Here is a 23548-nt window from a genome sequence, read left to right as displayed (position 1 = left end):
TATCCCTTTCAACTCCATATAGCAATAAGCAGGTCAGAACAGGTCGATGGCGCCACCGACGGGTTCGACCTTGAGTCGCTTGGCGTAGTCGAGCTCGCGCTTCGCCAGCGTATCGTTCTGGGTTTGCATCAGTTTCTTGACCAGCACCTTGCCCGTGCGCGGGAAGAAGAACACCTTGCGCGGATAGATGTCGTTCAGGTCTTCGGCCAGCACCGGGATGCGTTCGGTCTTGAGGAACTGCATCACGAAGGCGGCATTGCGCTCGCCGACGTTCATCGCGGTAAAGCCGCGCAGCACGGCGCCGCCGCCGAACACCTTCGCTTCCAGGTGTTCGCGGCGGGCGCCGGCCTTGAGCAGGTCATTGATCAGGATCTCCATCGCGAACGAGCCGTAGCGCATCGAGGCCGACACCGGGTTGCTGCCGGCGTCCGCCCCGCCGTCGGGCAGCATGAAGTGGTTCATGCCGCCCAGGCCGGTCAGGCGGTCGCGGATGCAGGCCGAGACGCAGGAGCCGAGCACGGTCGCGATCAGCATGTCCTTATTGGTATAGAAATACTCGCCCGGCAGGATCTTGGCCGCGTCGACATTGAAGGTGCGGTCGTGATAGAGATTGGTGGCGAACTGGTTGTTCATGGTCGTCCCACGCTTCAGGCACTGCGCCCATCGAGTTCATACACCGTCTTGCCGCGCAGGCGCAGCGCATCCGACACGTACAGGAAGTTCTCGGAGTGGCCGGCGAACAGCAGCGCGTGCGGCTTCATCAGCGGCACGAAGCGGCTCAGGATCTTGCGCTGGGTCGGCTTGTCGAAATAGATCATCACGTTGCGGCAGAAGATGGCGTCGAACTGCCCTTCCAGCGGCCAGCCGTCGGCCAGCAAATTGAGCTGCTTGAAGGTGACGAGGTTGCGCAGCTCGGGGCGCACCCGCGCCATGCCTTCGTGGGCGCCCTTCCCTTTGAGGAAGAAGCGGCGCAGGCGCTCTGGCGACGTCTTGTCGAGCCGCTCCATCGGGTACACGCCATTCGAGGCCGTGGTCAGCACATTGGTGTCGATATCGGTGGCGACGATCTGCACCGGCGGCGTGAGCGTATTGAAGGCCTCGCAGGCCGTCATCGCGATGGAATATGGCTCTTCGCCGGTCGACGCCGCCGAGCACCAGATCGTGAGCGGACGGGTGTCCTTCTTGCGCACCGCGGTCAGATGATCGAGCAAGAGCGGAAAGTGATGCGCCTCGCGGAAGAACGAGGTCAGGTTGGTCGTCAGCGCATTGGTGAACGATTCCCACTCGCGGTCCATGCGGCCCGCTTCCAGGTCGTCCAGGTAGGTGGCGAACGACTGGATGCCGGTCGCGCGCAGGCGCCGCGCCAGGCGGCTGTAGACCATTTCCTGCTTGCTGTCGGCCAGCGAAATGCCGGCGCGCTGGTGGATCAGCGCGCGTACCCGTTCGAAGTCACGGCGCGTGAAGTCGAATTCCTTGACCGTCTCTGTTTTCTGCTGCGGCACGTGTCTTGCCTTCTGAATGCTGGTTGGTCCGCGCCACGATTGACGCGGTCCGATGTGGATGCTGCGTGCCGCCGCTTTATTATGCGGCGAGCTTGTCGATCAGGCCCATCTCGCCCGAGGACATCAGCTTGTCGATGTCGACCAGGATCAGCATGCGCTCGTCGACCGTGCCCAGGCCGATCATGTAGTCGGAGTTGAAGGCGGTGCCCATCTCTGGCGCCGGCTTGATCTGGTCTGGCGTCAGGGTGGTGACGTCGGACACGCTGTCGACCACCATGCCCATGATGCGCCCGCCAATGTTCAGGATGATCACGACGGTGAACTGGTCGTACACCGGGGTGCCCAGGTTGAACTTGATGCGCATGTCGACCACCGGGATGATGATGCCACGCAGGTTGATCACGCCCTTGATGAACTCAGGTGCGTTGGCGATGCGGGTGACCGCTTCGTAGCCGCGGATTTCCTGCACTTTCAGGATGTCGATGCCGTATTCTTCCGAGCCGAGGGTAAAGGCCAGGAATTCGTTGCCGGCGCCGTCGTTCGCGGTCCCGTCAGCCGAGGTGGTGTTTGCCAGGTTGGACATGGGATTTCCTTCTTATTGAGTAAAAATTGATGGAACGACGGGATCGTCGGCCAACTGACGCGACGAGCGCACCAGCGCCGCCACGTCGAGGATCAGGGCGACGCCGCCGTCGCCCATGATGGTTGCGCCGGAGATCCCGGCCACTTTGCGGTAATTCGCTTCCAGGTTCTTGACCACCACCTGCTGCTGGCCCACCAGCTCGTCCACGAACAGCGCCGCCTTCTTGCCCTCGGTCTCGAGGATGACGACGATGCCCTCGCTCGGCTCGCGGTGGCGCGGCTCGATGTCGAACATCTGGTGCAGCGGGATCAGGGGCAGGTATTCGCCGCGCACCTTCAGCACGCGCCCGCGTCCGGCGATATCGCGCACGTCCTCGGGCGCCGGCTGCAGCGACTCGACCACGAAGGACAGCGGCAGGATATAGACTTCTTCGCCGCTCCTGATCGACATGCCGTCCAGGATCGCCAGGGTCAGGGGCAGCGAGATCGAGATCGTGGTGCCGAAACCGGCCGCCGAGCGGATGTCGACCGTGCCGCCCATGGCGGTGATGTTGCGCTTGACGACGTCCATGCCGACCCCGCGGCCGGAGACGTCGGTGACCACTTCGGCGGTCGAGAAACCCGGCGCGAAGATCAGCTGCCAGACTTCCGCATCGCTCATGGTGTCCGAGACCGCCAGCCCATTGGAGGCCGCCTTGGCCAGGATCTTCTCGCGATTCAGGCCGCCGCCGTCGTCCGCCACTTCGATCACGATGTGGCCGCCCTGGTGGCCGGCCGACAGGAACAGGCGCCCTGCTTCCGATTTACCCGCCGCGACGCGCGCGGCCGGCATCTCGACACCGTGGTCGATCGAGTTGCGCACCAGGTGCGTCAAGGGATCGACGATGCGCTCGATCAGGCCTTTATCGAGTTCGGTGGCGGCGCCGTGGGTGATGAAGTCGACCTTCTTGCCGAGTTTACCGGCCAGGTCGCGCACCATGCGCGGGAAGCGCGAGAACACGAAGTCCATCGGCATCATGCGGATCGACATCACGGCCTCTTGCAGCTCGCGCGTGTTGCGACCCAGCTGGCTCACCGACGACAGCAGGCGTTCGTGCAGGATCGGGTCGAGCACATTGCTGCGCTGCTCGAGCATGGCATTGGTGATCACCAGTTCGCCGATCAGGTTGATCAGCTGGTCGACCTTCTCGACCGAGACCCGGATCGACGACGACTCATTCTTGTCGTCCTTCTTGGCGGCCTTTTTCTCGGCGCTCAGTTCGGCCAGGTGCTCGACCATGTTTTGTGCCTGCGCCGACATGCTGGCGGCCACGGGTTCCGGCGGGGCGGCCACGATGCCGGCCGCGGCGCGGATCTGCTCGATCGGCTGGAAGAAACCGTAGCCGAGATCGTCGTCCGACAGCTCGCCGCCGGCAGGTGCGACGTCGTCGTCGGGGCCGAAGAAACCGTAGCCCTGGGCATCCTCGATGCGCTTGCGCTCGGCCGCCTCGATCGCGCGCTGCTCGGGCGTGAGCGCCGGGGCCTCGAAGATTTTGAGGTCGTCCGGGTCGAGCACGAAGGAGCAGATCGCGATGATGTCGTCCAGGCTCTCGTGGGTGGTGATGACCAGCGCCGTGCGCCCGCCCTCGAGCGGCGCCACCGAGACGCGGCCCATCAGCCCCAGTTCGTCGACCAGGGCATTGATGTCGCGCTGGGCGACTTCGGGCAGCTCGATCTTGTAGCGGTGCGCGCCTTCGGTGGAGTGTTCGGTGCGCGCCTGGGCCGTCAGGTAGGACGGCGCCACCACCGGCGCGGCCGGCACCAGGCCTTCGGCCAGGTCATGCAGGGCCATGCGCACGTTGGCGATGGCTTCATTGTCCACGGTCGCGCCATGGCGATGGCCGTCGAGCTGCATCTTGAGCCCGTCCTTGGCCGCCAGGAAGGCGTCCACGTGGTTCGAGGTCAGCGCCATCTCGCCCTTGCGGATGCGGTCCAGCAGCGACTCCAGCACGTGGGTCACGTCGCACATATCGGTCAGGCCGAAGGTCGATGCGCCGCCCTTGACCGAGTGGGCGGTGCGGAAGATCGCGTTCAGGTCTTCGGCATCGGGCGCGGCGACATCGACGCCCAGCAGCAGGCGTTCCATTTCGGCGAGCAGTTCTTCTGCTTCGTCGAAAAAGACCTGGTAGAACTGGCTGATGTCGATGGTCATGAGGCTGTCCGCTCGAGTGAAAGCAGGGTCAGGGCGTGGCGCATGGCGTCAGCCGATCACTTTTTTGACCACCTCGATCAGGCGCTGCGGATCGAAGGGCTTGACCAGCCAGCCGTTGGCGCCGGCGGCGCGGCCTTTGTTCTTCATCTCGTCCGACGACTCGGTGGTGAGCATCAGGATCGGGGTCTTGGCGTAGCCCGGCAGCGTGCGCAGGGTCTTGATCAGCTGCAGGCCGTCCATTTTCGGCATGTTCTGGTCGGTCAGCACCAGGTCGACGTTCTGCAGCTTCGCCTTGTCCAGGCCATCCTGGCCGTCCACGGCCTCCACCACGTTGTAGCCAGCGGCCTTCAGGCTGAACGCCACCATCTGGCGCAGCGAACTGGAATCGTCGACCGCGAGAATCGTTTTTGCCATTCTTTTTGCTCCTGCTATTTTGTATCCGGCTTCATGCCGGTTGAATTGTTCGGTTGATGCGCCCGGAGCAAAGCTCAGAACAGCTCGACGTCGCCGCTTTCCAGGTGTTTCTGCTCGACCGAGCGGCGCAGCATGCTGCGCAGTTCGAGCGACTGGATCGCCAACGCCATGCTGACCTTGCCGAGCCGCTCGACGATCTCGTCGCTGTCGGTCTCGGGCGCGATATCGGCGCCATGCTCGCTGAGCGTGCCCAAAAAGTCGCGCAAGCCTGCCACGCGTCGCAGTGTACGTTCAATCAGTTGCGCCGTCATGTCCTGGAACTGCATGCTGGTGATCGCCGTGTTCACGTGCGTGCCCACCTCGCCCGACATCGACGACAGCAGAATCCGGTCTTCCGGCGTCGGCGCGCCGCCCTCCAGCAGCCGCCCGATCGCTTCCTGGCGCGCGCCAACGGCCGTGTGCACCGCCATGAAACTGGCGGTGAGCTTGTCGATCGCCTCTTCCAGCAGCAGTTCGGTCTGCAGCAGATCGGTCTCGACTTCGGTCAGGTGGCGCCGCCCGTGCATGGACACGCCCGACAGCAGGCGCTTCACATGCGATCCCAATATTTTTTTTCTTGTCATTTCACTCTCTCCAGTCCTGCCGGGCCTATTTTTTTACTGCGTCCAGCGTGGCGGTGGCCGCCGCTTCGGCGTCCTCCGCCGGCACGTCCAAGGTCGCCGCGTCGCGCCGCACCGCGTCTTCGGTGCGCTTGTTCATGACGATGATGCTGATGCGGCGGTTGACCGGGTTGAACGGGTCCTTCGCATCGAGGTGGGCGGCCGAGGCCAGGCCCACCACGCGCAGCACCTTGTCGTCCTGCAGGCCGCCCAGCACCATCTCGCGGCGCGAGGCGTTGGCGCGGTCGGCCGACAATTCCCAGTTGCTGTAGCCGGCATCGCTGTAGTACGGCGTTGAATCGGTATGGCCCGAAATTCCGAGCTTGTTCGGCACCTCGTTGAGCACCATGCCGATGATGTGCAGGATCTCTTTTGTATACGGTTGCAGCTCGGCCTTGGCCAGCGCGAACATCGGGCGGTTCTTCTCGTCCACGATCTGGATCCGCAAGCCTTCGCTGGTGATGTCGAGCAGCAACTGGTTCTGGTACTTCTTGAGCATCGGGTTGACCTCGATGGCCGCCTCGAGGCGCGACTTGAGCATTTGCAGTCGCTGTCCTTCTTCGCGCGCCAGCGCCGCCTTGGCCGCCTGCAGGTCGTAGGTCTTCTTCTCGGGCGGCGAATCGCCGCGCTTGACCTGGCCCGCGGTACGGGTCAGGTCTTCGCCGCCGCCCTTGATCACCGACGACGAGTCGCCCGAACCGGAGCCGCCCGCCATCGCCACCTTCAGCGGCGTCTTGAAGTATTCCGAAATGCCGACCAGGTCGCCCTTGGCGGTCGAGCCCAGCAACCACATGAGCAGGAAGAACGCCATCATCGCGGTCACGAAGTCGGCGTAGGCGATCTTCCAGGCGCCGCCGTGGTGGCCGCCGGCCACCTTCTTGATGCGCTTGACGACGATGGGCCGCGCGTTGTCGTCAGCCATGCGCGCCTCCCTTCCTGCAGCCGGGGGTGAAGTCGAATGCGGTCATCGCGGCTTACTTCTTCTTCTTGATGTGCTCTTCGAGCTCGGCGAAGCTCGGGCGCTCGGTCGAGTACAGCACCTTGCGGCCGAATTCGACGGCCAGCGCCGGCGCATAGCCGTTCAGGCTCGCCAGCAGTGTGACTTTCACGCACTGGAACATCTTGGTCGATTCTTCGAGCTTCTGTTCCAGCACGGTCGCCAGCGGCGAGACGAAGGCGTAGGCCAGCAGGATGCCCAGGAAGGTGCCGACCAGCGCCTTCGCGATCAGGATCCCCAGCTCGGCCGGCGGCAGGCCGACCGATTCCATGGTGTGCACCACGCCCATGACCGCCGCCACGATGCCGAAGGCCGGCAGGCCGTCGCCGATCTTGGCGATCACGTGGGCCGGAATCGCGCCTTCGTGGTGGTGGGTCTCGATCTCGTTGTCCATCAGGTTCTCGATCTGCATCGCATCCATATTCCCCGACACCATCAAGCGCAGGTAATCGGTCATGAATTCGATGATGTGGTGGTCGGCCACCACCGCCGGGTATTTGGAGAACAGCGGCGACGAATCCGGCGCTTCGATATCGCCCTCGATCGACATCAGGCCTTCCTTGCGCACCTTCGACAGCACGTCGAATTGCAGGGCCATCAGTTCCATATACATGTCCTTCGTATACTTGGAACCCTTGAAGATGCTCGGGAAGGCCTTCAGCGTGGCCTTGATCGCCTTGCCGTTGTTACCGACAAAGAAGGCGCCAAAGGCGGCGCCGCCGATCATCAACAGCTCGATCGGCTGCCACAACGACGCCAGGTGGCCGCCGGCGAGCGCAAACCCGCCGAACACGCAGGCGCAAACGATGATGTAACCAACAATCACTAACAAGGGATTTTGCTCCAGAAAAGCCTGTTTCGACCTCGTCCTGAGGACCCGAAACCGGTAATTTCAGAAAAAGTTTATTCAGGGAACTACTCTAGCTGGAGAATGGCCCACGGGCAAGAAAAACTCCCGGAATACTCACCATTTGTCGCCTAAAAGTCCCACATGTACAGCGCCGGGCCGCCTATGGCCGGATGGATAATACGGCTCGGCGGGCGGTCTTCGATGACGAATTCGTAACTAAAAAGCGTCGAACCGGGCCGCATCTCGCGCGCGGCCTTGCGCCATAGCGCGCTCATCGCGGCGGGCGACAGGTAGGCGAACACGGCGTCGTAGTCGCCGAGGTCGAGTTTTTCGTAGTCGCCGCGGATAAACCGCGCGCGGCTACGGGCGATTAGCGCGCGCAGGTGGCTGGCCAGCCACGGCAGCGGCGCAAGCTCGATGCCCTCGATCGTCGATTCCGGCCGCCGCCGCTGCAGCTCGAGCACCAGGCCGCCGATGCCGCTGCCGATGTCGATCACGCGCACCGGCCGCTCTTGCGGCAGCGCGGCCGCCACCGCCTCCCATACCTTGCGCCCCGACGGGTAGTAAGGCACCTGGGTGCGATAGGTCGACCAGTACAGCAATAACAGGAACAGGAAGATGGCGAGAAAGGCGGCCGGCGGGATCGCCAGCGCGCTGGCGCCAAGCAGCGCCAGCGGAAAGCCGAACTGGATCGCGCGCCACCAGCTGGCCAGGCCGCGCCACCAGGACAGCAGCGCGGCCAGCATGCCCTGCACCAGGGCGACGTGCCAATACGACAAGACCAGGCCGCTGCTGGCGAGCAGGTAGACGATGGCGAGCGTGAGTGGAAAGGCGGCGACCTGGATCAGGAGCGCCCGGACTGCGGGAAAACGGAACAGACGTGGCGCCAAGTCAGGCGCCGGTGGCGGCGTCGTCGGCAGCGTCGGCCGCATCGGCAACGGCGCGCTCGGCCGCTTCGCGGGCATCCTTGGCCTTGCGGGTCTTGCCGGCGCGCGAAGGCATGTGGCACAGGCCGCACAGGTAGTCGGCATTCAGGTCGAGGGCGTTGACGATGAACTTGCCCTGGCAGCGGCTGCACGGGGCCAGCAGCAGCATGCCGCTCTGGAAGAAACGCACCAGGGTCCAGGCGCGCGTGAGCGACAGCAGCGGTTCTTCGCCCGGCGCCGGCGGCATCTGTTCGAGGTAGAGTTTATAGGCCTTCATGACGGCCTGGATGCCGGAGGCACCGGCATGCTCCACCAGGAACTGGTGGATGTTCATGAACAGCGAGGAGTGGATGTTCGGTTGCCAGGTCAGGAACCAGTCGGTGGAGAACGGGAGCATGCCCTTGGGTGGAGAGACACCCTTGAGCTCCTTGTAGAGTTTGAGCAAGCGTTCGCGCGACAGCGAGACCTCGGTCTCCAGCAGCTGCAGGCGTGCGCCCAGGTTGATCAGTTCGATCGCGAGCTGGATTTCCTGCGCTTCGGTTACGACGCTTTTTTTGCTCATCTACTGCTCCCGGCCTGTTCCAAGGCGGCCCCACCAAGTGGCCGCTGGCAGGGATTATACGATCTCTTCGACCGGCTGGCCCGCCATCAGGATGGCAGCGTGCGATTGCGCCAGGCTGCGTTCCTTGGTGTGGCTGGTCAGCATGCCCAGGATCGCGGTGTCGTCGAAGCGGAAGCGGGCCAGCATCATATTGCCGCCGGCGAGCTTCAGGATCTGGGCATTGCTCATGCCTTCGATCAGGTCGGCGATCTCGGCCGACACGCCCAGGCGGAAGATGGCGGTGACTTTGTCGGCACGAATCATCTGCTGGGCCAGCATCAGGTAGCTCAGGTTTGCGTCGCGAATCTCAGCCATCATGTCGTTCATCGTCATCTTCTCTCTCCGTTGGTTGTTTCGGCGTTGTTTTGTGTTGCCGACGAGATAGATTCTGACTGTGGGGAAACTTTTCAGGAATTGGACAAAACCTGTATTTAAGGTAGGCGAACGACGAGGGAGAGCCGTAGGAGTTTGTCTGACAAACGCCTCTGACTCCCTATGAAAACCCACCAGAAAAGAGGGCTGAAACGGCGCCGGGAAGCACCTTGATTTGGGTCTACGTCAGCCGGCAGCTGTCGCAGATTCACTACAGGTTTTGCTGAATTTATTGTCGGAAACTCGGAAATTTCTGTTTTACCGCCGGTGCATGTGTTGCTTTTATGCACTTCACTCATCCATTAACGGCAGCCTTCAGCCGGACTTTAGGGTTATTTGAAAATATTTTTTAATATTTTTTCGACGCCTTTCCGCCCTTCTGACTCGTTATCGGACAGCTCATCAGGAACTTTAGGGTTGGACGCAAAATAATTTCAAAATTTTTCGTCAATCCAAATAATGTCGTAACAGCAACATTTTGCTGTCGATAGACGATGGAACTTGCTACACTGCCGACCTGCACGCATTCTTCAAGCGTCAACTATCTATATATGGGACAGGCATGACCGCACCAACCACCACCCGCGCCGACTGCCTGGCGCGCGACGCGCTCGACCCGCTGGCCGGGCTGCGCACCCGTTTCGACCTGCCCGAGGGCGTCATCTACCTGGACGGCAACTCGCTCGGCGCCCGTCCCCGCGCCGCCCTGGCCCGCGCCCAGGACGTGGTGGCGCGCGAATGGGGAACCGACCTGATCAAGAGCTGGAACACGGCCGGCTGGTTCGACATGCCGAAGCGCCTGGGCGACCGCCTGGCCCCGCTGGTCGGCGCCGGCCCCGGCGAAGTGGCAGTCACCGACACCACCTCGCTCAACCTGTTCAAGGCGCTGGCCGCCGCGCTGCGCCTCCAGTCCGAAGGCGCCGGCGCGAGCCGCCGCACCATCGTGACCGAGCGCAGCAACTTTCCGACCGATATCTATATGGCCGAAGGCCTGAGCCGCTGGCTGGAACGCGGCTACCGGGTGCGCCTGGTCGACAGCGTCGACGAGATCCCGGCCGCCCTCGACGCCGACTGCGCGGTGCTGATGCTCACCCACGTCAACTACCGCACCGGCTACCAGCACGATATGGCCGCCCTGACCCGCCTGGCGCACGAAGCCGGCGCGCTGGCGGTGTGGGACCTGGCCCATTCGGCCGGCGCGGTGCCGGTCGACCTGCACGCCGCCGACGCCGACTTCGCCGTCGGCTGCACCTATAAATACCTGAACGGCGGACCGGGCGCCCCGGCCTTCATCTGGGTGCCGCAAAAACACCAGGCGCGCTTCGACCATCCGCTCTCGGGCTGGTGGGGCCACGCGAGCCCGTTCGCGATGGCGCCCGCCTTCGCCCCGGTGGCCGGCATCGGCCGCGCCCTGTGCGGCACCCAACCCATCGTCTCGCTGGCGCTGGTCGAGTGCGGCCTCGATATCTTCGAGGCGACCGACATGACGGCGGTGCGCGCCAAGTCATTGGCCTTGACCGACCTGTTCATCGAGCTGGTCGAGCGCCGCTGCGCCGGCCATCCGCTGGGCCTGGTGACACCGCGTGAACACGCGCGCCGCGGCAGCCAGGTGAGCTTCACCCATCCGCACGGCTATGCGGTGATGGCGGCCCTGATCGCGCGCGGCGTGATCGGCGACTACCGCGAGCCCGAGATCATGCGCTTCGGCTTCACGCCGCTGTACACCAGCTTCGCCGACGTCTGGGATGCGGTCGAGATCCTGAAGTACATCCTGGACCGCAACGACTACGACGTCAGCGCCGCCCGCGGCTTAGTCACGTAGGGTGGACGGCTCCGCCGTCCACGCGGTGATAGTTACAACTGGATGACCTACACAATGACCGACAAAAGCAAACAACCCACCGAATGGCACGGCGCCAAAATGGACTTCAAGGAAGCCATGAGCTATGGCGACTACCTTGGCCTGGACCAGATCCTGAACGCCCAGCATCCGCGCTCGCCCAACCACAACGAGCTGCTGTTCATCGTCCAGCACCAGACCAGTGAGCTGTGGATCAAGCTGATGCTGCACGAGCTGCAGGCGGTGCGGCGCCACATCCGCGAAGGCAACCTGCCGCCCGCCTTCAAGATGCTGGCGCGGGTGGCGCGCATCATGGACCAGCTGGTGCACGCCTGGGACGTGCTGGCCACCATGACCCCGCCCGAATACACGGCGATCCGCCCCTACCTGGGCGCCTCGTCGGGCTTCCAGTCGTTCCAGTACCGCGAACTGGAATTCATCCTCGGGAACAAGAATGCGGCCCTGCTGGCGGTGCACGAGAAGTCTCCCGAGGCCCACGCCCTGCTGGCGCGCGAACTGGCCCTGCCCTCGATCTACGACGAGGCGGTGATGCTGCTGGCGCGCAGCGGTTTCAATATCGATCCGGCGCGGATCGACGCCGACTGGACCGGTCCGACCCGTTCCGACGACTCGGTCAAGGCAGCCTGGCTGCAGGTGTATGGCGATACCGAGCGTCACTGGGCGCTGTACGAGCTGGCCGAGAAGCTGGTCGACCTGGAGACGGCGTTCCGCTTCTGGCGCTTCCGCCACGTGAGCACGGTCGAGCGCATCATCGGCTTCAAGACCGGCACCGGCGGCACCGCCGGCGTGAGCTACCTGCGCAAGATGCTGGACGTGGTGCTGTTCCCGGAGCTGTTCGCGTTGCGTACCGAGCTCTAAGGGACCTTAAAAAACTGCGGGGTCAGGTCTGACATTTGGACACAACCTCAGCCATAGAATGCCACTATGGTCGAGGCCGTGTCCGATTGCCAGACCTGACCCCGCTTGTGACCCCCAACCTCAGCCATAGAATGCCACTATGGTCGAGGCCGTGTCCGATTGCCAGACCTGACCCCGCTTGTGACCCCGCTTGTGCGCTGGACGTGGTGCTGTTCGCGGAGCTGTTCGCGCTGCGCACCGAACTCTAAGCCGCCGGCGGCGGCCCGGCTGGCGTCGCCATCGGCCCGTTTTGCATTAATATAAACGCCATGCGCGCCGCCCCCTCCCCACTCGACCAGCCGTTCTCGGTCTACCTCGACCTGGTCCGCTTCCTGGCGGCGCTGGCGGTCGTGGCGATGCACATGCGCCAGTTCGGCCTGGTGGAAGCGCCCGGCGCCGACCTCCTGACCCTGTTCGGGCGCGAGGCCGTGATGGCCTTCTTCGTGCTGTCGGGCTTCGTGATCGCCTATACCACCGAACAACGCCGCCCGAGCGCGCGCGACTACGCGCTGGCGCGCGCCGCCCGCATCTATTCGGTGGCGCTGCCGGTGCTGCTGCTGGCCTTCGCCTGCGCCAGCCTGGTGCGCGGCCACCTGATGACCGGCATGGACCTGCACTACCAGCTGGCCAAGCCCTGGTTCTACATCCCCTTCCACCTGCTGTTCCTGGGCGACCTGTGGTCGCTGGCCGAAGTGCCGCCCTGGCTCGGTCCCTGGTGGTCGCTCAACTACGAGGTCTGGTATTACGTGCTGTTCGGCGTCGCCTGCTACGTGCGCGGGCCGTGGCGGCTGCCGGCCCTGGGCCTGGTGCTGGCCGTCATGGGCGTCAAATTGTGGCTGCTGCTGCCGGTCTGGCTGGCCGGGGTCGCGCTCTACCACTGGCAGGCGCGCCACACGCTGTCGTGCGCCCTGGCGCGCCTCGGCTGGATCGCCAGCCTGGCCCTGCTGGTGCTCTATGAAGCCAGCGGGGTCGAGGAAACCTTGCGCACCGCCGGCCGCGCATCCTGGCTCGGGCAAGCCGTCGTGCTGGGGAACGCCGACCGCTTCCTGTCCGACTATGTGTTCGGCCTGATCGTCTGCCTGAATTTCGCCTGCGCGCGCTTCGCCCGCTTCAGCGCCCTGCTGCGCTGCGCGGCGCCGATCCGGCTGCTGGCCTCGTATACGCTGACCCTCTACCTGTCGCACGCGCTGGTGCTGATCGCCTGGCCGGCGCTGTATCCGCACGACCCCGGCAGCATGGCGGACCTGCTGGCCCTCGGCCTGGCCGTCGCCGTCGCCACCGCCGTCCTCGGCATGCTGACCGAGCAGCGCAAGGACGTATTCCGGCGCCTGCTCGCGCGCCTGGCAGCTGCGGTGTGGCGCCCTGCCCGCCTGGCTTCCGCCTGCGCCGCACCCGCTGCCCCCGCTGCCCCTATCAAGGAGAAGCAAGATGAAGTGTGATGTCCTGATCCTGCCCGGCCTGTGGAATTCCGGCCCGCGCCACTGGCAATCGCTGTGGCATGAACGTAATCCACACTGGCGCCGCGCCGCGCACCGCGACTGGACCAATCCCCATTGCGACGAATGGGTGGCCGAGCTGGACGCCGCCATCGCCGACTGCCAGGGCGCGCCGATCCTGGTGGCGCACAGCCTGGGCTGCATGCTGGTCGCGCACTGGGCGCTGTCCGGCTCCCCGCTCAAGGTCGCGGGCGCCTTCCTGGTCGCGCCGAGCGACGTCGAAGCGGCGTCCTATCCGGCCGACCTCAATTGCTGGGCGCCGATCCCGCTGCAGCAACTGCCCTTCCCCAGCGTGGTGGTGGGCAGCGCCAACGATCCCTTCGCCAGTCCCGCGCGCACCGGTGCCTTCGCCGGCGCCTGGGGCAGCCGCCTGGTCGAGATCGGGGACGCCGGCCACCTCAATTCCGATTCCGGCCACGGCGACTGGCCCGAAGGCCTGCGCCTGCTGGAGCAGTTCTGCGACGAGGTCTCGGGCACATGACGGTCCTGCACAGCGCGCGGCTGCGCTTCGAGCCGGTGTCCGACGCACACTATGAGGGGATGCGCCTGCTGAACGGCGATCCCGAGGTCATGCGATTCATTACGGGCCAGGCCGAGACGCCCGAGGAAACCCGCGCAGTCATCGCCCGGGTCAAGGGGCGCTGGGAGACGATCGGCTACTCGTGGTGGAATTTCATCGAGCAGGACACCGGTGAACTGGTCGGCGCCGGCTGCATCCAGCACCTGGCGCAAGACCCCGCCAACCCGCACGAAATCGGCTGGCGCCTGCGCCCCGACCGCTGGGGACGCGGCTACGCCATCGAAGCGGCCGAACGCATGGCGCGCTTCGCCTTCGAGGAGCTGCAGGCGCCGCTGTTGTGCGCGATCTGCGACCCTGGCAACCTGCGCTCGGCACGCATCATGGAAAAACTCGGCATGACGTATCGCGGCGAGGAAGTCTGGCATGGCCGCACGACGCTGGTGTACGAGATCGGCCGCGATGCGTGGCAGACGCGCGAGGCATGAAGACCTACCACGGCAGCTGCCACTGCGGCGCGGTGCGCTACGAGGCCGACATCGACCTGGCCCTCGGCACGATCAAGTGCAACTGCTCGATCTGCAGCAAGATGCGGTTCTGGGCCGTGCAGCTGGCCCCGGCCGCCTTCCGCCTGCTGCAGGGGCAGGACGCCTTGCGCGAATACCGTTTCCATAGCCGGCGCGACGGCCATTGTTTTTGCGGCGACTGCGGCATCAATGTGTTCTCGACCGGCGATGCGCCGCGCTCGGGTCCTTTTGTGGCCGTCACGGTGTCCAGCCTGGACGACCTGCCGGTGGCCGATCTGCTGGCCGCGCCGGTGCGCCATATCGACGGACGCAACGACAATTGGAACACGCCACCGGCGGAAATCCGCCATTTATGACGTAAGCATGCACAGTAACAGCAAGACCACGCGGGCCACCCTGATCGGCCTGCTCGCAATCCTGTTATGGAGTTCGATCGTCGGCCTGATCCGCAGCGTGAGCGCAAGCTTCGGCGCGACCGGCGGTGCGGCGCTGATCTATACGGTCGCCTCGATCCTGCTGCTGCTCACGGTCGGCCCGAGCAAGGTGCTCGCCTTCCCGCGCGCCTACCTGGCCTGGGGCAGCCTCCTGTTCGTCGCCTACGAAATGTGCCTGGCGCTGTCGATCGGCTACGCCGATACCAACCGCCAGGCCATCGAGGTCGGCATGGTGAACTACCTGTGGCCCGCCGTCACCATGGTATTCGCCATCCTGTTCAACGGCCAGACGACGCGCTGGCCGATCGTGCCCGGCGTGGCGCTGGCGATCGCCGGCGTGTGCTGGGTGCTGGGTGGCGATGCCGGCCTCGATCCGGCCGCGATGGTGGCCAATGTGCGCGACAACCCGCTCAGCTACGGCCTGGCCTTCGCCGGCACCCTGATCTGGGCCAGCTACTGCACCGTCACCGCGCGCATCGCCAACGGCAGCAACGGCGTGACGCTGTTCTTCATGCTTACTGCCATCGCGCTATGGATCAAGTACCTGGCCATTGGCGGCGAGCCGATGCGGGTCGACACCCGGGCGGTCGTCCACCTGCTGCTCGCCGCCGCCGCCATGGGCTTCGGCTATGCGGCATGGAACGTCGGCATCTTGCATGGCAACGTCACGGTCCTGGCCGGGGCCTCCTACTTCATTCCCGTGCTCTCGGCCGCGCTGGCGGCGCTGTTGCTCGATACGCCGCTGTCGTTCTCGTTCTGGCAAGGTGCGGCGATGGTGTGTGCGGGATCTGTCCTGTGCTGGATCGCAACGAGGCGTAGGTCCTGACGGCGCAACGTATTGCACCATTCAGTCAAATCCACGACAATGATAATAATTCTCATTTTCATTTGTCATTTCCTTGTCTACTACTCGCCGATCTGAAGAAAGCAGCGCATGACGGCGCAAGTGCTGGCCGCTGCGCTGTTGGGCATGGCCGCTTTTGCCGCGGCGGTCGGCGGCTTCCTGGCACTTGGCCTGACGACCGAACGCCACTGGCAAGAGGCTGGCAAGGTCGGCCGCAGGCCACGCCTGCGCAGGTGCGTGCAGGCGCTCGGCGCGCTGGCCTTGATCGCGTCCTTGTTATGCTGCGCGGCGCTGCGCAGGAACGGGTATGGTTTCGTGCCCTGGATCGCCTTCCTGACGGCGGCGGTATGGATCGCGATCGGCTTGCTGTCGCAGACGAGACTGAACGCGGCGCGCGTGGCGCGCCTGGTCGGCATGCTGGCGGCGGCCAGCTGCATGGCGGCGCTCGTACTGCGGTTCGGCTAACTACGCAAAAACGTCGTCCCTACGCAAAAACGTCGTCCCCGCGCAGGCGGGGACCCAAGTTTGCACGCATTACGACAACGCAGGCAGTACTTGGGTCCCCGCCTTCGCGGGGACGACGTTCATGGACTAACTGAAGAAAAGCGCCGCGGACTTATTTGCCGCCCGCCAGCAGCATCTCGTTCAGGCGCTTCACGAACGAGGCCGGGTCGGCCAGGCTGCCGCCTTCGGCCAGCATCGCCTGGTCGAACAGGATGTGCGACCAGTCGGCGAAGCGGGCGCCGCTCGCGTCCTCGTACTTCAGGCGCTGCACCAGCGGGTGGTCCGGGTTGATCTCGAGGATAGGCTTCGATTCCGGTGCTTCCTGGCCGGCGGCCTTCAGCATGCGCAGCAGATTGCCCGACAACTCGTTTTCGTCCGCCACCAGGCAGGCCGGCGAGTCGGTCAGGCGGAAGGTCACGCGCACGTCCTTGGCCTTTTCGCCCAGCGCGCCCTTCATGCTCTCGACCAGCTCTTTATAGCCAGCTTCGGTTTCGGCGTGCTCCTTCTTCTCGGCCTCGTCTTCCAGCGCGCCCAGGTCCAGGCCGCCCTTGGCGACCGACACCAGTTCCTTGCCTTCGAACTCGGTGAAGAACGACAGCATCCATTCGTCGACGCGGTCGGTCATCAGGATCACCTCGACGCCCTTCTTGCGGAAGATTTCGAGGTGCGGGCTGTTCTTCGCTGCCTGGTAGTTGTCGGCGGTGACGTAATAAATCTTGTCCTGGCCTTCCTTCATGCGGCCGACATAGTCGGCGAACGACACGGTCTGCTCGGTCGAGTCAGTGCCGGTCGAGGCGAAGCGCAGCAGCTTGGCGATGCGGTCCTTGTTGGTGGTGTCCTCGCCGACGCCTTCCTTGAGCACCTGGCCGAATTCCTTCCAGAAGGTCGCGTACTTGTCCTTGCCGGCCTGCTCTTCGGAGTTCGCCATTTCCTCGAGCATGCCCAGCACGCGCTTGGTCGAGCCTTCGCGGATCACGCGTACGTCGCGCGACTCTTGCAGGATCTCGCGCGAGACGTTCAGCGGCAGGTCGGCCGAGTCGATCACACCCTTGATGAAGCGCAGGTAGGTCGGCATCAGCTGCTCGGCGTCGTCCATGATGAACACGCGCTTGACGTACAGCTTGATGCCGCCGCGCTTGTTGCGGTCCCACAGGTCGAACGGGGCGTGGGCCGGCACGTACAGCAGCTGCGTATATTCGCTGCGGCCTTCGACGCGGTTGTGGGTGTAGGTCAGCGGCTCCTGGAAGTCGTGCGAAACGTGCTTGTAGAACTCGTTGTATTGTTCTTCGGTGATGTCCGATTTGCTGCGCGCCCACAGCGCGCTGGCCTGGTTCACGGTCTCCAGTTCGTCCTTGACGACGGTCGCCTTCTGCTCTTCGTCCCACTCTTCCTTCTGCATCACGATCGGCAACGAGATGTGGTCGGAGTACTTGCGGATGATCGACTTGAGCTTCCACGACGACAGCAGTTCTTCTTCGCCTTCGCGCAGGTGCAGCACCACCTCGGTGCCGCGGCCGGCCTTCTCGATCTGCTCGATCGAGTAGTCGCCCTCGCCGCGCGATTCCCAGCGCACGCCCTGTTCGGCGAAGGCGCCGGCGCGGCGGGTATTGACGACGATCTTCTCGGCCACGATGAAGCCCGAGTAGAAGCCCACGCCGAACTGGCCGATCAGGGCCGCATCCTGCTGCTGGTCGCCCGACAGCTTGCTGAAGAATTCCTTGGTGCCCGATTTGGCGATGGTGCCCAGGTGCGAGATCACCTCGTCGCGGTTCATGCCGATACCGTTGTCCGAGATCGTGATGGTTTTCGCGTCCTTGTCGAACGAGACCTTGATCTTCAGTTCATGGTCGTTGCCGTACAGGGCGTCGTCGTTGATCGCCTCGAAGCGCAGCTTGTCGGCCGCGTCGGACGCGTTCGAGATCAGTTCGCGCAGGAAGATCTCCTTGTTCGAATACAGGGAGTGGATCATCAGCTGCAGCAGCTGTTTTACTTCTGCCTGGAAGCCAAGGGTTTCTTTTTCGGCGTTCGCCATCTTGTTCCTCGTTAAAAACTTAGGGGGGTTGGTCAGACTCGGAGGCATATAAGGATGTCCTTCGCGATTTCAAGAGGTCTTTTTGACAAGAAAGACGCTACTTCAAAGAAATAGGCACTTTTATTGATCCGCCATGTCGAATCCTGCCCATCCCGTTCGTCGTAACGGGTGCAGGACCCATCCAACACCACACAGGAGAACACCATGAACCAGGCAGTTCGTCCCATCCCCGAAGGCTACCGTACCGTGACTCCGCACCTGGTCTGCGAACAGGCGAGTGAGGCAATCGCGTTCTACAAGAAAGCCTTCGGCGCCGTCGAGATCGCCCGGCTGCCCGGGCCGGACGGCAAGATCATGCATGCGGAGCTGCGCATCGGCGATTCACCCATCATGCTGGCGCAGGACTTTCCCGAATTCGGCAGCCTGGGGCCACTGGCCCTGAAAGGCACGCCCGTAGTCATCCACCTGTACGTGGAAGACGCCGACGCCGTGTGGGCCAGGGCGCTGGACGCCGGCGCCAAGCCGACGATGCCACTGTCCGACATGTTCTGGGGCGACCGCTATGGCCAGGTGGTCGATCCTTTCGGCCACCGCTGGTCGATCGCCACCCACAAGCAAGACCTGACGCCGGAGCAGATCATGGAAGGTTTCAATAAGATGATGGCGGCCGGCGGCGGCTGCCCGGGCGAGCAGGCCGGCTAACTTAGTCGCCGCGCCCCTCCAAAAAGCGCCACACGCCCGGATCCTGCAGCGCCGCCAGGTTCAGCCGCATCCGGGTCGACGGCTGCTGGCTGGGCGAAAACAGGCTGCCCGGCGCCAGCAGCAAGTCGTGCTGCATGGCGCGCGCCGTCAGCGCATTGGTGTCGGCGCCGGCATCGACCCACAGGAACATGCCGGCCGCCGGCGCCGGGTCGACCCGCATCCCGAGCGCCTCGAGCCGGCGCAGCGCGCCCGGCCGCGCCGCATCCAGGCGGCCGCGCACGCGGTCGAGGTGCTTGCGGTGGTGACCTTCGGCCAGGATTTTATAGACCACGCGCTCGCCGATATCGCTGGTGCTCAGTGTGGCCAGCATCTTGCGGTCGGCCACCAGCGCGGCCCGTTCGCGCGAGGTGGCGATGAAGCCGACCCGCAGGTTGGCCGCCATCGATTTCGAGAAGCCGCCCAGGTAGATCACGCGCCGCAAGCCATCCAGTGCGGCCAGGCGCGTGGCCCCGCCCGGGTGCAGGCCACAATAGATATCGTCCTCGACCACGAGAAAATCATGCTGCTCGGCCAGGCGCAGCACCTGGAAGGCCTTGGCCGCCGATACCGAGGTCGAGCTGGGATTGTGCAGCACCGAGTTGATGACGAACAGGCGCGGCCGATGCAGGGCGGCGAGTTCCGCTAGCCGCGCCAGGTCGGGACCGTCGGCCAGGCGCGGCACGCCGACCACCTTCAGGCCCATGGCCGCGAACGAACCGAACATCAGGAACCAGGCCGGATCGTCGACCAGCACCGTGTCGCCCGGCTGGCAGAACGCGCGCGCCACCAGGTCCAGCGCCTGGGTCACGCCGAGCGTCGTCACCAGTTGCTCGGGCCCCGCCTCGATCTCGAGTTCGGCCAAGGTCAATTGCAGCTGCTGGCGCAGCGGCAGGAAGCCGTGCGGCGAACCGTAGCTGAGCAGGCCGTCGCAGTTCTGGCGGCTGAGCGCGCGCAGCGCATTGGCCACCGCCGGGCCGTCGAGCCAGTCGGCCGGCAGCACGCCGGAACCCGGCGCCAGCCCCAGCGGGGCCTGGCGAAACATGCTGCGCACCAGCCAGGCGATGTCGAGCTCGGCCGGGACCGGCGCCGGCTGCGCCGGCTGCGCCGTCGGCACGCCGCGCGCCTGGGCCTGGCGCTCGCGCACGAAGAAGCCGGCGCCGCGCCGCGATTCCAGATAACCCTGCGCCACCAGCCGGTCGTAGCTGGCCACGACGGTGAACGGCGACACCCCGTGGCTGGCGGCGAAGCGCCTGATCGACGGCATGCGCGCGCCGGGGCGCAGCAGGCGCTCGTCGACGCGCGCCGCGACCGCGCGCACGATCTGGTCGGCCAGCGGCGCGCCGGCATCGCGCGCCAGTGCAAAGGAGAGTGTATCGGTCATTTCACCACCACAGTCGGCAAATTATCGCTTGAAGTGTACTGGGACTGTATTGGTCCTTGCGGCTAGGATAGACCTACTACCCTGTTGCCGCAAGCTCGATCAAGGACACCCGATGACCACCCTCGCCCGCCCCATCCCGACCGCCAGCCACGACGAGGCGCGCGGCATGCTCCTCGGCCTGGTGGGCGTGGCGATGTTCAGCCTTACCTTGCCGTTCACCCGTATGGCGGTGGCCGAACTCGATCCGCTGTTCATCGCCCTCGGGCGCGCGCTCGGCGCGGCGCTGCTGGCCGGCCTGTGGCTCGGATGGCGGCGTGCTCCGCTGCCGCCGCGCGCTGCGCTACTGCCGTTGGCCCTCGTGGCACTGGGCGTGGTGATCGGCTTTCCGCTCCTGAGCTCGATTGCCCTGCGCTGGGTGCCGGCCTCGCACGGCGCGGTACTGGCGGGCCTGCTGCCGCTGATGACGGCCCTGTACAGCGCCATGCGCGGCGACGAGCGGCCGTCCGCGGCCTTCTGGCTGATGGCCGTGCTCGGCGCGGCGCTGGTGATCGCGTTTGCCTTGTCCCAGGGAGGCGGCGCCCTGCACCTGGCCGACCTGCTGATGTTCCTGGCCATGGCGGCCGGCGCGGTCGGCTATGCCGAGGGCGGCAAGCTGGCGCGCACCCTGGGCGGTCCGGAGACGATTTCTTGGGCGCTGCTCCTGGCGCTGCCCGCGGTGGCGCCGCTGCTGGCCTGGCATTACATCCCAAGGCTGGACGCGTTCGCCGGCGTCGGCGCGGCGGCCTGGGCGGGGCTGGGCTATGTGACCGTGTTCTCGATGTTCATCGGCTTCTTTTTCTGGTACCGCGGCCTGGCCTTGGGCGGGATCGCCCGGGTCGGCCAGGTGCAGCTGTTGCAGCCGTTTATGAGCCTGGTCGGCGCGGCCGTGCTGCTGGGCGAAGCGCTGACCCTGCACAACAGCCTGTTCGCGCTGGCCGTCATTGGCGTCGTGTTCGCCGGACGGCGGCTGCAGGTGGGGCGCCGTGCGGCTTGATGACCGCACCCGATGTGCATGACGCTGGCTCGACGTACAATACCGCCTTCATTCACGCAACTTATGGAAAACACTATGTCCGTCTACGACAAACTCAAGGAACTGAACATCACCCTGGAAGCACCGGCGACCCCGGCCGCGGCCTATGTCATGTACGTGCAGACTGGCAACCTGGTGTTCATCTCCGGCCATATCGCCAAGAACAAAGACGGCAGCATCAACGCCGGCATCCTGGGCCGCGACAAGACCACGGCGGATGGCCAGGCTGCCGCGCGCTCAGTCGCGATCGACCTGATCGGCACCCTGCAGGAAGCCGTGGGCGGCGACCTGAACCGCGTCAAGCGCATCGTCAAGCTGATGAGCCTGGTCGCGTCGACCCCGGACTACAACGAACAGCATCTGGTCACTAATGGCGCCTCGGAACTGATCGGCGAAGTGTTCGGCGACGCCGGCAAGCACGCGCGCTCGGCCTTCGGCGTCGCGTCGCTGCCGCGCGGAACCTGCGTCGAGATCGAAATGATCGTGGAAGTGGCATAAAGCCGTCGATAACGTGTCTACAACCGGCATTAATTTGTCGGTAAATCAATTACTGTTGTACCTCGCGCGGCTGACCCGGCTCCATTCGCCGACGTGAAGGAAGTACTGATCTATTCTGGCGTGCTGCAATCGGTCACGAAAAATGTGCCCCGCAAGGCGCAAACCGTAGCGATACCGCGTGGTATCGCGAGGATTTGCAACGCCGCGGGGCGCATTTTCTCGTGGCCGAGTGCGCCGCCATGAATAGATCAGTGCTTCCTACAGCCGCCAACGCGGCGTGTTTTATATAATGGCCCGGCACGACCGTGCACCTTCCTGTGAGACGAGTATGAAAATCGAAAACCCCAATCCCATCCAGTGGCAGTTCTCGGAACGCGCCCAGCAGCTGCAAAGCTCGTTCATCCGCGAGATCCTGAAGATCACCCAGCGTCCGGAGATCATCTCGTTCGCCGGTGGCCTGCCATCGCCAGCCACCTTCCCGGTCGAGCGCATGAAAGCCGCTTACGACAAGGTCCTGAGCGAGAACGGCAAAGTCGCGCTGCAATATGGCCCGACCGATGGCTACGCGCCGCTGCGTGAGTGGATTGCCGGTTCGCTGTCGACGGAAGGTTCGACCATCCTGCCGGAACAGATCCTCATGACCTCGGGTTCGCAGCAAGCGCTCGACCTGCTGGGCAAGGTGCTGATCGACGAAGGCAGCCGCGTGCTGGTCGAGACCCCGAGCTACCTCGGCGCGCTGCAGGCGTTCTCGGTCTACCGTCCCGAATTCAAATCGGTCGAGACCGACGAGCACGGCCTGGTGCCGGCGTCGCTGGAAGGCATCGCCGAAGGCGCGCGCATGCTGTACGCACTGCCGAACTTCCAGAACCCGACCGGCCGCTCGCTGTCGGTCGAGCGCCGCCAGGAACTGGTGGAAACCTGCGCCCGCCTGGGCGTGCCGCTGATCGAGGACGATCCCTACGGCTCGCTGAGCTACAAGGGAGCGCCGAGCCCGAAGATGGTGGCCATGAATCCGGACGGCGTGATCTACATGGGCTCGTTCTCGAAGGTGCTGACCCCGGGCATCCGCCTGGGCTATGTCTGCGCCCCGCTGCCGCTGGTGCGCCGCCTCGAACTGGCCAAGCAGGCAGCCGACCTGCACACCGCCCAGCTGACCCAGATGGTGGTGCACGAAGTCGTCAAGGACGGCTTCCTGGACCAGCACATCCCGACCATCCGCCAGCTGTACGGCGACCAGTGCCAGGTGATGCTGGACGCGATGCAGGAACACTTCCCGGCCGGCGTGAGCTGGACCAAGCCGGAAGGCGGCATGTTCATCTGGGTCACCCTGCCGCAACAGGTCGATGCCATGAAGCTGCTGGAACAGTCGCTGGCCGCGCGCGTCGCCTTCGTGCCAGGCGCGCCGTTCTACGCCAACAATCCCGCCACCAACACGCTGCGCCTGTCCTTCGTGACCGTGCCGCCTGAGCGCATCCGCGAAGGCATCGCGGTTCTCGGCAAGCTGATCGCCGGCATGCTGTAATCTCCGAAGGGGCCGCAAACGCGGCCCTTTTTCTTCGGCGCTGTCATCGTTACCTGTTGATGACCCCGAATGCAATACGCAGCAATTGCTCTACAGAAGTGACCCTCCCACCATCGAGCGCCCAATGC

At 64.7% G+C, this 23548-nt stretch carries 25 protein-coding genes; 12 read left to right on the top strand and 13 right to left on the bottom strand.

What is annotated here, in order from left to right; all coding sequences use genetic code 11:
• Positions 1–33: 33 nt before the first annotated feature.
• The 11 genes from cheD to flhD form a co-directional block, all read right to left on the bottom strand.
• Complete coding sequence (gene cheD, locus SOM28_RS00125) at positions 34–633, bottom strand: chemoreceptor glutamine deamidase CheD (protein WP_147934842.1); 600 nt, start codon at positions 631–633, stop codon at positions 34–36.
• A 14-nt stretch (positions 634–647) separates the two neighbouring features.
• Positions 648–1502 (bottom strand): CheR family methyltransferase, encoded by an 855-nt coding sequence (locus SOM28_RS00120; protein WP_320466791.1) that lies wholly within the window; start codon positions 1500–1502, stop codon positions 648–650.
• A gap of 79 nt (positions 1503–1581) precedes the next feature.
• Positions 1582–2085, bottom strand: coding sequence for a chemotaxis protein CheW (locus tag SOM28_RS00115; RefSeq protein ID WP_071362121.1), 504 nt, complete (start codon positions 2083–2085; stop codon positions 1582–1584).
• Positions 2086–2097: 12 nt separating this feature from the next.
• The gene (gene cheA, locus SOM28_RS00110; RefSeq protein ID WP_123068175.1) at positions 2098–4275 is read right to left on the bottom strand and encodes a chemotaxis protein CheA; all 2178 of its coding nucleotides are present in this window, start codon (positions 4273–4275) and stop codon (positions 2098–2100) included.
• Between the two features lie 48 nt (positions 4276–4323).
• Complete coding sequence (locus tag SOM28_RS00105) at positions 4324–4689, bottom strand: response regulator (RefSeq protein ID WP_005666664.1); 366 nt, start codon at positions 4687–4689, stop codon at positions 4324–4326.
• A gap of 74 nt (positions 4690–4763) precedes the next feature.
• Positions 4764–5312 (bottom strand): chemotaxis protein, encoded by a 549-nt coding sequence (locus SOM28_RS00100; RefSeq protein WP_320466790.1) that lies wholly within the window; start codon positions 5310–5312, stop codon positions 4764–4766.
• A gap of 25 nt (positions 5313–5337) precedes the next feature.
• The gene (gene motB / locus SOM28_RS00095; protein WP_123068177.1) at positions 5338–6270 is read right to left on the bottom strand and encodes a flagellar motor protein MotB; all 933 of its coding nucleotides are present in this window, start codon (positions 6268–6270) and stop codon (positions 5338–5340) included.
• A gap of 52 nt (positions 6271–6322) precedes the next feature.
• Positions 6323–7177, bottom strand: coding sequence for a flagellar motor stator protein MotA (gene motA / locus SOM28_RS00090; protein WP_123068178.1), 855 nt, complete (start codon positions 7175–7177; stop codon positions 6323–6325).
• Positions 7178–7323: 146 nt separating this feature from the next.
• Positions 7324–8127 (bottom strand): class I SAM-dependent methyltransferase, encoded by an 804-nt coding sequence (locus tag SOM28_RS00085; RefSeq protein ID WP_320466789.1) that lies wholly within the window; start codon positions 8125–8127, stop codon positions 7324–7326.
• Positions 8087–8683, bottom strand: coding sequence for a flagellar transcriptional regulator FlhC (flhC, locus tag SOM28_RS00080; protein ID WP_123068180.1), 597 nt, complete (start codon positions 8681–8683; stop codon positions 8087–8089). The genes SOM28_RS00085 and flhC overlap by 41 nt, the downstream gene beginning before the upstream one ends.
• A 54-nt stretch (positions 8684–8737) precedes the next feature.
• Positions 8738–9055: a flagellar transcriptional regulator FlhD gene (flhD, locus tag SOM28_RS00075; protein WP_005666655.1), complete on the bottom strand. Its 318-nt coding sequence runs from the start codon at positions 9053–9055 to the stop codon at positions 8738–8740.
• A gap of 601 nt (positions 9056–9656) precedes the next feature.
• On the opposite strand from flhD, the gene kynU reads away from it, so the two are divergent.
• The 8 genes from kynU to SOM28_RS00035 all read left to right on the top strand — a co-directional run bounded on the left by kynU (position 9657) and on the right by SOM28_RS00035 (position 16135).
• Positions 9657–10916: a kynureninase gene (gene kynU / locus SOM28_RS00070; RefSeq protein ID WP_320466788.1), complete on the top strand. Its 1260-nt coding sequence runs from the start codon at positions 9657–9659 to the stop codon at positions 10914–10916.
• Between the two features lie 54 nt (positions 10917–10970).
• Positions 10971–11813 (top strand): tryptophan 2,3-dioxygenase, encoded by an 843-nt coding sequence (gene kynA, locus SOM28_RS00065; protein WP_320466787.1) that lies wholly within the window; start codon positions 10971–10973, stop codon positions 11811–11813.
• Between the two features lie 308 nt (positions 11814–12121).
• Positions 12122–13291 carry an acyltransferase family protein gene (locus tag SOM28_RS00060; RefSeq protein ID WP_320466786.1) on the top strand — a complete coding sequence of 390 codons (1170 nt, stop codon included), beginning with the start codon at positions 12122–12124 and terminating at the stop codon, positions 13289–13291.
• Positions 13281–13829 (top strand): RBBP9/YdeN family alpha/beta hydrolase, encoded by a 549-nt coding sequence (locus tag SOM28_RS00055; protein WP_123070769.1) that lies wholly within the window; start codon positions 13281–13283, stop codon positions 13827–13829. Before SOM28_RS00060 ends, SOM28_RS00055 begins: the two co-directional genes overlap by 11 nt.
• Positions 13826–14353: a GNAT family N-acetyltransferase gene (locus SOM28_RS00050; RefSeq protein WP_320466785.1), complete on the top strand. Its 528-nt coding sequence runs from the start codon at positions 13826–13828 to the stop codon at positions 14351–14353. Before SOM28_RS00055 ends, SOM28_RS00050 begins: the two co-directional genes overlap by 4 nt.
• A complete protein-coding gene (locus SOM28_RS00045) occupies positions 14350–14748 on the top strand; it encodes a GFA family protein (RefSeq protein ID WP_320466784.1) in 399 nt (132 codons plus the stop codon). The genes SOM28_RS00050 and SOM28_RS00045 overlap by 4 nt, the downstream gene beginning before the upstream one ends.
• A gap of 7 nt (positions 14749–14755) precedes the next feature.
• Complete coding sequence (yddG, locus tag SOM28_RS00040; RefSeq protein WP_320466783.1) at positions 14756–15652, top strand: aromatic amino acid DMT transporter YddG; 897 nt, start codon at positions 14756–14758, stop codon at positions 15650–15652.
• Between the two features lie 108 nt (positions 15653–15760).
• Complete coding sequence (locus SOM28_RS00035; protein ID WP_320466782.1) at positions 15761–16135, top strand: DUF3325 family protein; 375 nt, start codon at positions 15761–15763, stop codon at positions 16133–16135.
• Between the two features lie 151 nt (positions 16136–16286).
• Here SOM28_RS00035 and htpG read toward each other — a convergent pair whose 3' ends face one another.
• Positions 16287–18206: a molecular chaperone HtpG gene (gene htpG, locus SOM28_RS00030; RefSeq protein ID WP_123070776.1), complete on the bottom strand. Its 1920-nt coding sequence runs from the start codon at positions 18204–18206 to the stop codon at positions 16287–16289.
• A gap of 204 nt (positions 18207–18410) precedes the next feature.
• Between htpG and SOM28_RS00025 the strand changes: the two genes are divergently transcribed.
• The gene (locus SOM28_RS00025; RefSeq protein WP_320466781.1) at positions 18411–18908 is read left to right on the top strand and encodes a VOC family protein; all 498 of its coding nucleotides are present in this window, start codon (positions 18411–18413) and stop codon (positions 18906–18908) included.
• 1 nt (position 18909) lies between these two features.
• Here SOM28_RS00025 and SOM28_RS00020 read toward each other — a convergent pair whose 3' ends face one another.
• Positions 18910–20328 carry an aminotransferase-like domain-containing protein gene (locus tag SOM28_RS00020; protein WP_320466780.1) on the bottom strand — a complete coding sequence of 473 codons (1419 nt, stop codon included), beginning with the start codon at positions 20326–20328 and terminating at the stop codon, positions 18910–18912.
• Positions 20329–20440: 112 nt separating this feature from the next.
• Between SOM28_RS00020 and SOM28_RS00015 the strand changes: the two genes are divergently transcribed.
• The 3 genes from SOM28_RS00015 to SOM28_RS00005 all read left to right on the top strand — a co-directional run bounded on the left by SOM28_RS00015 (position 20441) and on the right by SOM28_RS00005 (position 23420).
• The gene (locus tag SOM28_RS00015) at positions 20441–21361 is read left to right on the top strand and encodes a DMT family transporter (protein ID WP_320466779.1); all 921 of its coding nucleotides are present in this window, start codon (positions 20441–20443) and stop codon (positions 21359–21361) included.
• A gap of 75 nt (positions 21362–21436) precedes the next feature.
• Positions 21437–21898, top strand: coding sequence for a RidA family protein (locus SOM28_RS00010; protein ID WP_071362106.1), 462 nt, complete (start codon positions 21437–21439; stop codon positions 21896–21898).
• 328 nt (positions 21899–22226) lie between these two features.
• Entirely contained in the window at positions 22227–23420 is a 1194-nt protein-coding gene (locus SOM28_RS00005) for an aminotransferase-like domain-containing protein (RefSeq protein WP_123070771.1), read from the top strand.
• Positions 23421–23548: the final 128 nt, after the last annotated feature.

Origin of the sequence: Massilia sp. CFBP9026, assembly GCF_034045165.1 — a bacterium.
Classification (GTDB): Bacteria; Pseudomonadota; Gammaproteobacteria; order Burkholderiales; family Burkholderiaceae_D; genus Telluria; species Telluria arenae.
The sequence above is the reverse complement of the archived record's forward strand: the minus strand, read 5'-3'. Positions and strand labels throughout refer to the sequence as shown.